General features: G+C 49.7%; 10 protein-coding genes. 5 read left to right on the forward strand and 5 right to left on the reverse strand.

Annotated elements, in window-relative coordinates; genetic code table 11:
- Positions 1–420: 420 nt before the first annotated feature.
- Positions 421–2,064 (reverse strand): amidohydrolase family protein, encoded by a 1,644-nt coding sequence (locus ACYVEA_RS16980; protein ID WP_461114623.1) that lies wholly within the window; start codon positions 2,062–2,064, stop codon positions 421–423.
- A 257-nt stretch (positions 2,065–2,321) separates the two neighbouring features.
- Here ACYVEA_RS16980 and ACYVEA_RS16985 point away from each other — a divergent pair, with 257 nt between their 5' ends.
- Complete coding sequence (locus tag ACYVEA_RS16985) at positions 2,322–4,118, forward strand: thiamine pyrophosphate-dependent enzyme (RefSeq protein ID WP_461114624.1); 1,797 nt, start codon at positions 2,322–2,324, stop codon at positions 4,116–4,118.
- A 20-nt stretch (positions 4,119–4,138) separates the two neighbouring features.
- On the opposite strand, the gene ACYVEA_RS16990 is transcribed toward ACYVEA_RS16985, so the two are convergent.
- On the reverse strand, positions 4,139–5,194 hold the full coding sequence (locus ACYVEA_RS16990) for a methyltransferase (protein ID WP_461114625.1): 1,056 nt from the start codon (positions 5,192–5,194) through the stop codon (positions 4,139–4,141).
- Positions 5,195–5,418: 224 nt separating this feature from the next.
- On the opposite strand from ACYVEA_RS16990, the gene ACYVEA_RS16995 reads away from it, so the two are divergent.
- Complete coding sequence (locus ACYVEA_RS16995) at positions 5,419–5,898, forward strand: Cif family virulence factor (RefSeq protein WP_461114626.1); 480 nt, start codon at positions 5,419–5,421, stop codon at positions 5,896–5,898.
- 107 nt (positions 5,899–6,005) lie between these two features.
- Here ACYVEA_RS16995 and trxA read toward each other — a convergent pair whose 3' ends face one another.
- Complete coding sequence (gene trxA, locus ACYVEA_RS17000) at positions 6,006–6,335, reverse strand: thioredoxin (RefSeq protein ID WP_262507679.1); 330 nt, start codon at positions 6,333–6,335, stop codon at positions 6,006–6,008.
- Positions 6,336–6,423: 88 nt separating this feature from the next.
- On the opposite strand from trxA, the gene ACYVEA_RS17005 reads away from it, so the two are divergent.
- Positions 6,424–7,029, forward strand: coding sequence for a DUF1684 domain-containing protein (locus ACYVEA_RS17005; protein WP_461114627.1), 606 nt, complete (start codon positions 6,424–6,426; stop codon positions 7,027–7,029).
- Positions 7,030–7,102: 73 nt separating this feature from the next.
- Here the strand turns inward: ACYVEA_RS17005 and ACYVEA_RS17010 are convergent, their stop codons facing one another.
- On the reverse strand, positions 7,103–8,395 hold the full coding sequence (locus ACYVEA_RS17010) for a bifunctional 3,4-dihydroxy-2-butanone-4-phosphate synthase/GTP cyclohydrolase II (RefSeq protein WP_461114628.1): 1,293 nt from the start codon (positions 8,393–8,395) through the stop codon (positions 7,103–7,105).
- 206 nt (positions 8,396–8,601) lie between these two features.
- On the opposite strand from ACYVEA_RS17010, the gene ACYVEA_RS17015 reads away from it, so the two are divergent.
- Both ACYVEA_RS17015 and ACYVEA_RS17020 read left to right on the forward strand, forming a co-directional pair.
- On the forward strand, positions 8,602–10,635 hold the full coding sequence (locus tag ACYVEA_RS17015) for a T9SS type B sorting domain-containing protein (RefSeq protein ID WP_461114629.1): 2,034 nt from the start codon (positions 8,602–8,604) through the stop codon (positions 10,633–10,635).
- 474 nt (positions 10,636–11,109) lie between these two features.
- Positions 11,110–12,759: a T9SS type B sorting domain-containing protein gene (locus ACYVEA_RS17020; RefSeq protein ID WP_461114630.1), complete on the forward strand. Its 1,650-nt coding sequence runs from the start codon at positions 11,110–11,112 to the stop codon at positions 12,757–12,759.
- Between the two features lie 40 nt (positions 12,760–12,799).
- Here the strand turns inward: ACYVEA_RS17020 and ACYVEA_RS17025 are convergent, their stop codons facing one another.
- Positions 12,800–14,263 (reverse strand): gluconokinase, encoded by a 1,464-nt coding sequence (locus tag ACYVEA_RS17025; RefSeq protein ID WP_461114631.1) that lies wholly within the window; start codon positions 14,261–14,263, stop codon positions 12,800–12,802.
- Between the last annotated feature and the right edge of the window lie 3 nt (positions 14,264–14,266).

The raw sequence follows: 14,266 nt of genomic DNA on the forward strand, positions 1-14,266 counted from the left end.
CCAACAACAATAATGGACTTGTTGTACAGAAAAAGAATAAAGAGTAATTATGGGGACATTGACCCATTTACTAGCGAGGAATTTGAAGACGGTCCTTTGGTTTTAAAATGTATCTGTAGCATTGTCTATCAGTTGAATTACATTATTGAAGCATATATATGTAGAGCAGTGGGTGTCAGTAAGTTTAAACAACTTATAGAATCGAATGGTAGGAAATATGATTTTGCTGAAAAAAGATTACAAGAAATACTTCACCTAAGTATTTCTTTTCGTGAAACATATTAACTTATAATTCCTTAAAAGACACGATGAAAATTGCCTCGGTGCTGTCATGATTCAGGATAATGGCGTACTACCACAGCTTACTGATTTTCCTGAATAAATCTGATACATTGTAGATATGGGTGTGGTTGCTCACGTTCACTTCAACAACTCTGCCAAATAACTCTTCACTAGCTTAATACGTACCTGATAGAGGTGGTCGTCGGCGGAAAGCAGGCGGGTTCGTCGGAGGTTGGGTAAGCGTAACGTTTCGGTGGCGTAACGTAGCATCAGCGCATCAACCTGGGCTAAGCCCTTCGCCAGATCGAAGTTGAGGGACGAATTAATACTCACTACCTTTTTTGCGGCTCCCTGTCCTTCTTCCGAGGGAATCCGCTGATAATCGACGGCTAACGTATTGACAAACAAATCTTCGTCTCCATAGATCACCCGGCCATTCACAATGGTACAACGAACGGCACTATCATCCTGAGTCTGTAAAGCGGTTAATGCAGTCTGATTTGCCGACTGCTTGCGTAAAATGAAAAAATCGGCGTTGTAGCCCGGTTGAATAGCACCGGCTTTTATGTGTCCTAGCGCGGTCGCCGGGTTTTGGGTAACCATCGCCAGCAACTGCGCATTGCTGACGTTGAGGGAGACGGCATCACAAAAATGCCGGGCAAATTTTAACTCATCCCAAACATGCTTACTACCGCTGGGTGCCCAATCGGAACCCAAACAGACATTGATGCCGTGGTCGAGCAGCGTTTTTACGGGAATCGTATCGCGGTACAAAATCAGATTAGAGACCGGCGACCAAACAATGCTGATGTGATTATCGCGTAAAAAATCGAGGGTATCGGGGTCTGAATAATCCAGGCCGCAGGCATGCGTTAATGTCAGATTCGCCGTTTTAAGCGATTCTGGATTGGGGAGTTGAGAAAGCGCCTTCCGAAATTCAATAAATTCCCGCCGACTGAATCCGTCCGGTTTTCCTTTCTGAAGATAGCCCGCCCGTCCTTCGGCCAGGTGAGCGATGGACGCGTAGTAACGACTGTTGCCTTCCCGAAGGGATGTTAGAAAATCCGTGAAGCTGGGGTGGCGCATCATGGGCCAGACAGACGTATCGTCATGCGCATGGATTGGGCTACCGGGCGCGTCGAAATCCGGGCCGGGTTTCACAAAGTCTACAACCGAAAAAACCTTTTTGGTGAATGGCAGCCCCAATTCGATTGGGTCGCCCGTGTTTCGCACGATAAAACTGGGCAGACTCGCATTATTCTCTAGTTTGATCGTCTGCTGAACGAGCGTAGTGCCGCCTGCAACGGCCTGTAATTCGGTGATGACACCATGCAATTTCTGCACTTCGCTCACCGCAATGGCAATCGAAGTAGCGGTTAAATGGTCATCCTTTTCCGTCGTGTAGGCTTGAACGATCGGCTTGATAAATCCCAGATAGTCCTGTACCCACTTGCTTTCAATGTAGTCCTTGAAGTTTTTTATCTCCTGCGTGTATTGATCGTTATTACGCCATTGATACCGATTGCTCCAGACGGCCGGACTTTGCCAGAGCGGAAAAATGTTGTATTCCGAATGGACGTGTAAATTGATCAACCCCGGAAATACGACTTCATTATCCGCCAGCTCCAGCAAAATCAGATCAGGGAGCGAAAGAGGCACTTTGCCATTCTGAACGTTCGTGATTTTGCCATTTTGGACCAGAATCGTTTTGACAGATTCGCGACCCTGAGCATCCACTACGTTACCCATTATGCATAAGGACCTGCCGGAAGATGAGAACATAGCGATTGATGGGAAGTATGCCCGTAAAAATAGCGAGATAATTAAGCTATAAGTAAAGTCGATACCCGTCATGAGTAAAACGTCCGGTCAGTTCAGCCAAAATCCCCCTTCCGTACTCTATTAATATTCTTTAATCTTCAGGCTATGGCCAAACACGATTGCCGGATAGGTGGTTAAATGCACGTATTCGTTCCGTTCAAACGTGCCACGACAGCTAGTGTCGGCGTCTTGGAACGGAGCTTAATTTACCTATTAGTATGGCAAAGACAGGAGCTGACCTGCTGGTCGAACGGTTGTTGGAATGGGGTGTCGATACCGTATTCAGCCTGCCCGGCGATGGCATCAACGGTATTTATGAATCACTGCGAAATCGGCAGGATCAGATCAAACTTATTCAGGTACGGCATGAAGAAGCCGCTGCTTTTATGGCGTGCGGCTATGCTAAATTCACGGGGAAGCTCGGTGTCTGCATTGCTACGTCCGGTTGTGGCGGCATTCACCTGCTCAATGGGTTATACGATGCGAAATACGATGCTCAGCCCGTATTAGCCATTACCGGCCATACTGCCCACGACATTAGTGGTACGTTCTATCAGCAGGATGTTGACCTGGTCAAAGTCTTTGCGGATGTAGCCGTATACAATGAGCGGGTTATGGGGCCAGATCACGTCGTCAACGTAGTGGATCAGGCCATCCGAACGGCACTGGGACAGCGTACGGTCACCCATATTTCGTTTCCAAAAGATTTCCAGGACTGGACAACGAGCGATGATAAACGGTCGATGGTCAACGAGCCTGATCATAGCAGTGCGACGATGGTCAGCCAATACGTATCGCCCGATCCGAAGCAGTTGCAACGGGCCGCCGACCTCATCAATGCGGGGGAGAAGGTAGCCATTCTTGCCGGTCGGGGTTGTTTGGGCGCTCGGGAGGAAGTACTGGCCCTGTCCGATGCGGTTGGTGGCCCGATCATAAAAGCCCTGTTGGGTAAGGGGGTTGTGCCTGACAACGACCCGCACACCACAGGCGGCCTCGGCTTGCTGGGTACGGCTCCCTCGCAGGATGCCATGCAGGAATGTGATACGTTAATTATGATTGGTTCACGGTTTCCGTACCTCGAGTATTTTCCCAAACCAGGTCAGGCACGTACCATTCAGATTGATCTCGATCCATCGCACATTGGCTTACGAACACCCGTTGAAGTGGGCTTGATGGGCGATAGTAAAGCGGTTTTACAGGCTTTGTTGCCTTTAATCCACCGCAAAGACGACCGGAGTTTTCTGGAAAAGGCGCAGCAGCGCATGACCCATTGGAATGAGTTAATGACTGAGCGGGGGACGCAGGAAGCTATACCCATGAAACCGCAGGTTATTCCGCACACGCTTAGTCCACTGCTCAACGATAACGCCATCGTCACCTGCGACTGTGGTAATAACACAACCTGGGCGGCCCGCCACATTCAGTTAAAGGGTGACATGCAGTTTTCTACGTCGGGATTACTGGCGACGATGGCCTCGGGGCTGCCCTATGCCATTGCGGCTTCGGTGGCTTATCCTGATCGTCAGGTAGTGGCGTTGGTGGGCGATGGCGGCTTTACGATGTTAATGGGCGAGATGGCTACAGCGGTGAAATACAAACTGCCCATCAAGGTATTTATCTTTCACAACAATTCGTATGGACAGATCAAGTGGGAACAGATCGTAATGGAAGGGAACCCCGAATTTGCGGTCGATTTACAGCCCATTGATTTTGCCGCCTATGCCAACGCGTGTGGGGCGAAAGGCTTTACCATCGACGATCCAAAAAATGCAGAAGCCGTGATACGTCAGGCCTTAGCACACGATGGTCCCGCTCTGGTCGATGCGATTGTCGACCAGAACGAGCCACCCATGCCAGGGAAGATCACGACCGATCAGGCCATCGAGTTTGCGAAAGCCCTGGTGCGCGGAGAACGCGACCGTAGTGAGATCATCAAAAATGTGATCAGCAATCAGTTTCACGAAGCCGTTGCCACAAAAGGCCGTAGCCTCCTGAATATTTTGCCGGGAGTGTAGAGACGCAACCCCTTGCGTCTCTACATAGATTTACGCGCCCAGATCAATCCATAATCCATTTGCGTTGGGATGTTTTCGGAAGTAGGCTCCAAGCCAGCTTCCGAAAACCAACCGCGATATTCGGCCCGACTGTAGCAACGGCCTTTGGTTCCCCAGAATAGCTGAGCCGAGTAGTCAGTGACTGCCAGTGGACCATCCAACGTATCATTCAGAAAAGCATCGTGTACCCAGAGTTCACCACCGGGCCGGATCGCTGCAGCAAAGCGATTGGCTAATAACTGGCAGGTAGGCGCTGGCCAGTCATGGAAGAGGCTGGCCGCCAGTAGTATATCCGTCTGTGGAATCTCATCGACTAGCATGTCTCCCGCTGCGAAACTTACCCGTGCCTTCACGCTTTCGGCTCCCGGACGGCCACTGTTAGCAAACTCGTTCAGCAATTCGGCTGCTACGTTCAATACCGCCGGTCTATCCAGTATCGTGGCTGTTGATGTTGGATTATTCAGCAGCCATTCGTAGGTGTAATAGCCGGTTCCTCCGGCTACGTCCAGCAAGTGACCTTCGCGCGTCGAGAGTTTGGACGCTACGATAGGCGAGAGATGGCGGGCACGTCCGGCCAGACCCAGCGTAAATTTTCGAGACAATTCGGGATCGTCCATAGGGGAGGGACCTTCACCTTCTTTCACAAACGAAATACCTTCTGGCGCATCCAGAGGTCCATCATTTTTCAGCCGAACGGCCATTTCTACTACGCCCAGATCATCTTTCTCCAACCCAACATAACCCGTCAGATTAGGCGTATGGGTTTGTGTTACGTAGCGTCCTAATTCCGTGATACGTAGTCGACCGGATTTGTCGTAGTCAAGCAACTCCATCGCACAAAGAGCCGGGAATAGCACCATAGCCGGACGTTCGTTCAATTGGAGACGGGTGCTCAAGTCGGCTAGTGAGAGCGGTCCAGCGCTTAATTCCTCAAATACACCCAGATGGTGGACAGCCGCAATTAATAAGCGCGAGCCAAACATCGCCCGTAAATGGCGGGTAATGGGCGCAAGGTCAGGTTGAATAACGTTGAGCATTGAGTTAATACGTTTTTGATCAGGTAAGAAAGCAAAGTGAGTGCCAAATATAAAGGCTGGGGTTTACTCCTCTGAAGAGAATTGCCAGAAGTGAGTGAAAGCGCTGACTCATTGAGTGAATATAAACAGGCCAATATATTCGCAGACAGATAAAAGTCCAAAAAAATACTTGTTTATTGTTATTTTAAGTTTTATCTTAACCGATCAATAAACATTCCCTACTCATGAAAACGTCACTTTTAGTGGTTGCCTTTGGGCTGAGTACGGTGTTGCATAGTCTGGCTCAGGCCGATGAGGACGCAATTAAACGGGTGTTACGTAGTGAAACGGAAGGCTTTTTTAAGCGGGACAAAGCCGAATGGGCAAATGCCTGGGCACATACGCCCTACGTTCATTTTGCAGCCAATTTGTACGGAGGAGATTTTCTGCTCGTGAAAGGGTGGGACAAGCTGGAGAAACAATTTGCCAGCCAGTTCAAAAGTTCAAAAATAACGGATAAAGTCACGGTGGAGAACGCAAACTATACCGTTCATCAAAACGGGAATATGGCATTTGTGGCGTATGACCAGACGCTGGTCGACAGTCACGGTAAAACAACGTCCAAAGAGTCGCGGACGCTCGAAAAAATAAATGGACAGTGGAAAATCATTAATGTAACGGCACTTACTAATCTGAAAAACTTCGGATTAGCGCATAGTAAATAGAAGATGGTAGGATAGGGAGTAACTCTCCTGGTAATATGTGATGCGTGTAGATTTTAAGTCCGGTCAAGTCTATGGCCGGACTTATTTGTTCGTGGTTAATATAGCGTTTAGCCACCAAATTGCTTAGCCAGCCCTTCCAGCGTATGTAATGGCTGAACGCCTGATTGGCGCCACACAATTTTGCCGTCTTTGAACAGAATCATGGTCGGAATGCTCCGAATCTGGTATTGGTTGGCGGCCGCCTGGGCTTTATCTACGTCGATTTTAACGACGCGAATCTTATCGCCAACACGTTCCGTGAGTTGTTTCAGAATGGGCGCCTGCTGTTTGCAGGGACCACACCAGTCAGCATAGAAGTCAACCAGCACGGGCTTATCGCCGTGAATGAGTTCTTTGAATGATTTTTTTGCCTGATTCATACGTAATGTGCGTTTTATTGATCTGATGTGGTTGATTTGTACTTATGTAACACCGTTCGGCGGCCGACGGTTCTAGGTTTATCAGCAGCACTTTATCAACCTCATTATGCGCATCCTCTTGTTTCTGTCAACGTATTTACTGACGATAGCGGCCTTTGGGCAAATCTCTTTTACAGAACAGCTTGCCAGGCATCGTGATACGTATAAAAAAGACCTGCTGGCTTCTGCAGGTGGTCCGATTAAATTAGAAGAAGATTTGACCTATGTGCAGTTTTATGCGCCCGATTCAACGTATCGGGTAAAGGCCACGGTGGAGCTGACGCCTAAGGCAGAGCCGTTTGAAATGCCAACCTACAGCGGAGCCACCCGAACGCACGTTTCTTACGCCGTGCTGTCGTTTGTGCTGCGGGGCAAGCCCCAAAAATTAACCCTATACCGCAACCTGAATTTGATTCGACGACCGGAGTATCGCGATTATTTATTCCTGCCATTTAAAGATGCTACGTCGGGAGAGGGCAGTTATGGCGGGGGACGTTACATGGATCTGCGGACCGGCGATATAAAAAATGGGGTTTTAACGCTGGATTTCAATAAGGCCTATAATCCCTATTGCGCCTATAGCGAAGGGTATCCATGCCCGATTCCGCCCAAAACGAATACACTATCGGTAGCTGTCGAAGCGGGGGAGAAGGCTTACGGCAAGTCTCATTGATCTTGTATAAAACAGAAAAGCGGGCACCGACTGGATTGGTGCTCACTTTTCTGCTAAATCTTACGTAGTGAAATTATTGCTCTTCGTTGACGGGCTCGTTCATGATGGTATGGCCCATCTTGTCGCGTTTCGTGCGCAGATACCGTTCGTTATGCGGATTCGACTTGATTTCAATCGGGACAGTATCCACAATTTCTAGTCCGTAACCCATCAGACCCGCGCGTTTCTTGGGGTTGTTTGAGATGAGCCGCAGCTTGCGAATACCAAGATCACGCAGAATCTGCGCCCCTACACCGTAGTCGCGGGCATCCATGGGCAGACCCAGATCGAGGTTTGCTTCGACCGTATCGCGGCCCATTTCCTGAAGTTTATAGGCTTTCAGCTTATTGATCAAGCCAATGCCGCGCCCTTCCTGAAACATGTAGACCACAACGCCTTTGCCTTCGGCTTCGACCATTTTCAGGGACGCATGAAGCTGGGCTCCGCAATCGCAGCGGCAGGAACCGAAAATATCGCCCGTAATGCAGGATGAGTGAACCCGTACCAGAACGGGCTCATTAGGCTCCCAACTGCCCTTTACGAGAGCAAGGTGTGTGTCGCCCGTGTTGCTTTGTTTGTAGGCGATGAGATCGAAATGACCCCACTCGGTGGGCATATCCACCCCAATTTCGCGCCTGATCAGCGTTTCGGTACGTAGCCGGTATTCGATCAGATCCTGAATGCTGATGAGTTTCATGCCGAAGCGATCGGCCAGCACGCGCAGTTCGGGTAGCCGGGCCATTGTGCCGTCTTCGTTCAGCACTTCGATCAGCACACCCGCTGGCGAAAGACCCGCCATACGCGCCAGATCAACGGCAGCTTCGGTATGCCCGGCCCGGCGGATGACACCGCCTTCTACGGCACGTAGCGGAAATATGTGCCCCGGTCGGCCCAGGTCATCGGGCGTGGTATTTGGATCAACCAGCGCCTGAAGCGTTTTGGCGCGGTCGGAGGCTGAAATGCCAGTCGTGCAACCGTTTCCGAGTAAATCGACGGAAACCGTGAACGGTGTTGTATGAACGGACGTATTGCTGGTGACCATCATATCCAGTCCCAGCGCTTCGCAACGTTCCTGTGTTAGGGGGGCGCACATGAGGCCACGACCTTCGCGCACCATGAAGTTGACCATTTCGGCCGTAACCATTTCGGCCGCACAGATCATATCTCCCTCATTTTCCCGATCTTCATCGTCGACAACCAGCACAATTTTACCCGCTTTGATGTCGGCAATGGCGTCCTCGATACGGTCTAACCGGATGGGGGCTAATTCTGGATGATCTATATGTGAATCATCCGATGGCTCAGTATTCGCACTATTATTATTCATCTGTTTGGTCGATGCGTATCAGCGGAACTATCTTTGGTATTCAATAGCCCGGTTGAATAGAGTTCCCAGTCGTTTGGACTACTCTATCAGTTACCTGAAAACTGATTTTAAGAAAGATACGTTTCGTGGGATGCGAAAATGTCTGCCCGGGCGTTTTTCAAGATATAGTAACTACTTGATTTATACGAACGATAAATTTACTCACCGTGTACATTTTACAAGTATGGCTGGCTGGGGCTGGAATGAGAATCGGTGCGCCCATTCGGCGATTGCTGATTGCATGGCTCTTCGTTTGCCTGCATGCCCTGCCCTCGTTCGCTCAGACGATTGATCCCAATAACAACTACTGTAACAATTCTAATGGCGCTGCCGAAGGTGGATTTACTTTAGATAAAACCAGGATTTGTCCTGGCGATAGAATACGAGTGATAGCCGTTAAGGCCGGATTAGTAAGCTCTAGTATATCTTATATAGAGGACTATAAAGGGAAAGGCATTCCTACCGGTGAGCTAAAGTTACAGGGTATATTTACTTATAATACGCCAGGTACATATACAATACTTCAAAAAAGTACCTTGCTGAATGGCACACTGGCCGTAAAATGTCAGACCATTACGGTACTACCGCTTGATCCAGTTCAGTTTACGGCAAAATCATGCACGGGCAAACAGGTAACGTTACAAGTTAATGCGGCTAGCCTAGGTCAGTACGATGCGTATGTCGTTAACTGGGGTGATGGTACGCTTCCGGTAGAATTAGATCGTTCAGCCTTAGCGGCTAATCCACAACATACCTATGATGATACAGCCCCTAATACACTAACCATCTCTATTGACGGTGTATATGGCTCGCTCAATCTTCCGATATGCAGTTCCACAAGCCAACAGGCGGTTGCGCTGGCATCAGATATAAGCCAGCCCGTTATTGAGGCCTTGACGGCCGTTGACAACGGTACCATCACGCTTCAATATCAGGTAGGAGCGGCCTCGCCCGTGCAACTGTATCAAAAAGTAAACGGGTCTTATGTGAATACAGGTCAACAGTTTACGGGGCCAACCACGTTTACCGTTAAAACGGATGCCAAACAGGTACAGTGTTTTAAGATCATCTCGCAGGACGTTTGTGGCAGTAATTCGATCCCATCCGATGAAGTGTGTAGTGTGGTCGCTGATGCACAGGCTACCAACAAGAAAAATACGGTGAACTGGCAGGCCTATGCTGGCCCGCTAGCACAGAGTCAGTTTAAGAACTACCAGGTTCTCCGCAACGATGCCCCACTGGGTGCGGCCATAGCCAGCCAGAACACCACTACGTATTCAGATACTGACGTGACTTGCGGAACGCAATATTGTTACCGGATTGTGGCGACTATTGGGAGCAGTGCGACGGCTACCACCACACAAACGGTCATTACGTCGGCGCCCGCCTGCGTTACCGGAATCAGTGGCACCGTGCCCGATAATCTGGGTACTGTTGTTGTATCGGTAGAAAATAACCATCCGTCTATTGTAACGCATCTGCCCACAACGGGTGTTCCTCCTAGCTATACGCTGGTTGTCAGCCGTGCCGATGCCGGATCGGCCGCCTTTACGCCGATTACTACGCTGGCCAGTCAAACATCCTATGTCGATGGAAGCGTTGATGCCTCTACGAATTCGTACTGCTATCAGGTTACGTATCAGGGTGGATGCGGGCTGGAACTCCCCCCGTCGCAACCCGCCTGTACGATCTTGCTAACCTCATCGTCAATCAAGTCTATGGATTGGACGTCGGCCTCCCCGTTTACGCCAGACGCCGTGACCGATTATTCCGTTGAACTGATCGACTCCGTTAGTACGCGCGAAAAGAGCGTTGGTATCACAACTCATTATGACCGAAGTCCAAGTGAAGTGGTATACAGATATCGAATTATTGCTAAGTCGGGTAGTTACGTAAGTTATTCCAATTACCAAACGTTTGAGCGGGAAGACCGCTTCACCTTACCCACTGCGTTCACGCCCAATGGCGATCAGGTAAACGATGAATTTTTGCCGAAAGGCTTGTATGCCGAACGGTTCCTGATGCATATCTACAGTCGCTGGGGCGATGTAGTCTACAGCACGACCGACAAAACAAAGGGCTGGGATGGTATGGTTAATGGATTACCGGCGAGTCCTGGGCAGTATGCCTATCGTATTGAGGTCATAGACATAAGCAATCAGACGATTGTGCGCACGGGTGCGGTGTTGTTGATTCGATAATGGCTGCCGAACGTGGGTTAGCCTATTTTTATACGGCTACTTATCACAGGCAGGCCTGTCATTTCGTTTCCATGAAAAGGATTTCCTGATTCTGGAAACGATTAAAATTTACTTTCTGTGCGCGTTTTACGATTGTGGCTGACTGAATTGAGAGAGAAAACTGGTTGGTTGACCGGACTGATAATTTTGCTTACTTCTTTAACCAATTATACAATCGGTCAAGATTATTGTGATCCTTCTCAAAGACCAGCAAGTACAGTTGAGGGTGGATTTACCATAAGTGCGACGCGAATTTGTGTTGGTAATTCCATCACGGTCACAAACACAAAAACAGCTGCCACCTCAATTAAATATATTTACGGCTATACGAAAGACTCCGATTTAGCGACAGCGGGCAGTGCCAGTACCACGTATACGTTTCCAAAACCTGGTCGATATAAAATTTTACAGGCGGGTAGTTTGGGCGGAACAGCTATGATTCATTGTGAAGAGATAGAAGTGCTTCCGCTCGATCCTATTTCCATTTCGCTTAAATCCTGCTCGGGTCGAACAGTTACCGTCACGCCTAACGTTGCAACGTTAGGCCAGTATGATAGCTATGTAATTACCTGGAATGACGGAAATCGTGAGACGTTGACCCGGGCTGCCATGGAGGCTAATCCACAACATACCTATACCGATAACGGGTCCGACACGCGGACCATAACCGTTGAAGGTGTTTATTCAACTCCCAATCCTTGTAAGACAGTTTCTACCCAAACGATTAAGTTGGTGCCAGCCGGGACGATACCAGCTATTACAACGCTTAAGACCACAAGTGACAATTCCATTACAATGCAGTATCAGGCTGGTTCGGGAGCAGTGGTGCAGTTGTATCAGAAAGTAAACGGCGTTTATACGGATACGGGTCAGAAAGGAACAGAGGCTGGTACGTTCACGGTTCAAACGGATGCCAAACAGGTACAGTGCTTTCAGGTCGTCGCGCAGGATGTCTGTAGCAATTCGGGGTTGAGATCCGAGGAGGTTTGTAGTATTGTCCTGGATGTTAAGGCGGCTAATAAGAAAAATAACTTAAGCTGGACACCCTATTCTGGCACCTCATCCTCGACCAATCAATTTCGGTATTACCGGATGCTGCGCAACAATGCACCAATAGGGGGGACCATCGTTAACAGGAATATCACTACGTATACGGACGACAATAACATCGTTTGTGGTACGCAATACTGTTACAGCATTGTGGCCACCATTGATGGGGTCGCTCAAACCGAAATCACGTCAGCTTCGGTTTGTGTGACGGGTGTCAATGGTGACGTCCCCGACAATCTGGATAACGTAGTGGTTTCGATTGAGAATAATCGACCAAAACTGACCGCAACCCTGCCGAAGCCTGCTACCGGCACCCTGTCCAGTTACACACTGGCCATTGCACGTGCCGATGGGTCGTCGGGTACATTTAATTCGGTTGGCACCGTGCAGAATGATAGTTTATTTATTGACAATAGTGCTAAACCTTCAACTGGTTCTTACTGCTACCAGCTAACGTATCAGGGCGTATGTGGGTTGACGTTGCCGCCATCGAAACCTGTCTGCACGGTTTTCCTCAACTCAAAAGAAAAAACCAGCCTTGACTGGACATCCGAATCGCCCTTTGTGCCGGGACCCGTTTCCGATTACACGGTGGAGGTGACCGACTCGCTGAATGGTACGAGTCAGAAAATTCCGCTCGGTACCAGTACCCATTATGAGCCGCCTGCAAACGATCCAACTGCGCAAAGTGCTACGTATCGGATCATTGCTACGTCGGGTGGTAAAATCAGTTACTCGAACTTTTACACGCTTCATCGGGACTCCAAAATTTTTATACCCGATGCGTTTACGCCCAACGGCGATCAGGTAAATGACGTGTTTTTCCCGAAAGGCGTTACGGATGATCAGTTTCTGATGAATATCTACAGCCGCTGGGGGGAGGTCGTTTACAGTACGACCGACAAAACAAAAGGCTGGGATGGCACAATCAATGGCCAACCGGCGAGTTTAGGACAGTATATGTATCGAATCGAACTAAAGGACACGGCCGGTCAGAAAACGGTTCGCACCGGGGCGATATTATTGATACGATGACGTAGTCGATAGCTGCCAGTTGAACTGATTGCTGTTCAGCTTATAACTTTTTTAATCCATCCTCCCATTGCTTAAAGGCCTGTTGGTACGTCTTGTAACGCGTTAGATCGGGCTCGAACGTATCACCGAATTTGACGCGTTCGGCGGCTTCATCCAGCGTTTTTACGACGCCTGCCGCTTTCATCGTCAGCAAAATAGCACCCATTGAACCGCTTTCGTTACTCGCGTTGAGACGTACCGGAATGCCGGCCATATCAGCCAGCATCTGCACCCAGAAGGTCGATTGAGCAAAGCCGCCATTGGCATGAATTACCCGTGCCGGGCCTGTGTGTTCAGTCAGGAGCCCATTGATACTAAGCAGGTTAAATAATACGCCTTCCAAAGCCGCCCGTACGAAGTGCGCCCGCGTATGTTGCCAGTCTACGTGTAGATAAGCGCCACGCACGGAGGCATCCCACAAGGGTGCGCGCTCGCCCTGAAGATAGGGGAGGAACAACAATCCATCGGAGCCGGGCGGAATGGTAGCGGCTTCAGCCAATACGGTTTCCGTATTCTGTTGAGTGAGTTTTTCAGATACCCATTCCAGTACGTTGCCGCCATTGTTGGTTGGCCCGCCGACAACGTAGTAGCCTTCATCCAGAAAATAGCAGAAAAGCCGTACCTGTGCATCGCGTAGCGGCTTTCGGACGGTTTGCCGAATGGCACCACTTGTGCCGATCGTCAACGTAGCCGTGCCGGGTTTGATGGCCCCCGCACCGAGGTTAGCCAGACAGCCATCGGATGCACCAATGACCAGCGACACGCCTGCCGGTAAGCCAGTTCCGGCTGCTTCGGAACGAGGTTTGTAAGGGCGCTGGTACGTTGTAGGAACGGGCGTTGACAGTTGATTGGGCCGGACACCGGCATAGTCCATAGCCAGTTCGCTCCATTGACGCTTGCTCTCGTTAAATAGCCCTGTCGCGGTGGCAATGGAGTAATCAACCTCGAATTCGCCGGTAAGTTTATGCCATAAATACTCCTTAATGGACCCGAAATAAGCCGTACGACGTAACAGGCGAGGGTCGTGTTCGCGCATCCAGGCCAGTTTGCAAAGCGGGATCATGGGGTGGAGGGGCGTGCCGGTTTCTTTGTAAATGGCTTTCCCCAAATCAGCCTGCTTAGTGCGGAGGTCGTTTGCCTCGGCTTCGGCGCGATTGTCGGACCACAGGATGGCATTGCCAAGTGGCGTTCCATCTGCATTCATGGGCAGCAGGCTGTGCATAGCCGTGCAGAACGCTACATGCGTAATGGTATGCCCGGCGTTGGTCAGTTCGCGATTTACTTCAGCCATGACCTGCACAAAGGCCAGCCAGATTTCTGCCGGATCCTGTTCGGCGTAGCCGGGTTCAGGATTAAGGGTCGTAACCGGAGCGGATGCATGCGCCAGAATCTCACTTAAATCGGCTGGCATAGCCAGCGCTTTTACGTTGGTCGTGCCGACATCAACGCCAACGAAACAATTCATAGA

This window comes from Spirosoma jeollabukense (genome assembly GCF_054777855.1).

Excerpts from the sequence above, each read along its gene's own strand:
- ACYVEA_RS16980 (WP_461114623.1), bottom strand. The coding sequence starts at position 2,064 with ATGTTCTCATCTTCCGGCAGGTCCTTATGCATAATGGGTAACGTAGTG.
- ACYVEA_RS16985 (WP_461114624.1), top strand. The coding sequence starts at position 2,322 with ATGGCAAAGACAGGAGCTGACCTGCTGGTCGAACGGTTGTTGGAATGG.
- ACYVEA_RS16990 (WP_461114625.1), bottom strand. The coding sequence starts at position 5,194 with ATGCTCAACGTTATTCAACCTGACCTTGCGCCCATTACCCGCCATTTA.
- ACYVEA_RS16995 (WP_461114626.1), top strand. The coding sequence starts at position 5,419 with ATGAAAACGTCACTTTTAGTGGTTGCCTTTGGGCTGAGTACGGTGTTG.
- ACYVEA_RS17005 (WP_461114627.1), top strand. The coding sequence starts at position 6,424 with ATGCGCATCCTCTTGTTTCTGTCAACGTATTTACTGACGATAGCGGCC.
- ACYVEA_RS17010 (WP_461114628.1), bottom strand. The coding sequence starts at position 8,395 with ATGAATAATAATAGTGCGAATACTGAGCCATCGGATGATTCACATATA.
- ACYVEA_RS17020 (WP_461114630.1), top strand. The coding sequence starts at position 11,110 with ATGATTCATTGTGAAGAGATAGAAGTGCTTCCGCTCGATCCTATTTCC.
- ACYVEA_RS17025 (WP_461114631.1), bottom strand. The coding sequence starts at position 14,263 with ATGAATTGTTTCGTTGGCGTTGATGTCGGCACGACCAACGTAAAAGCG.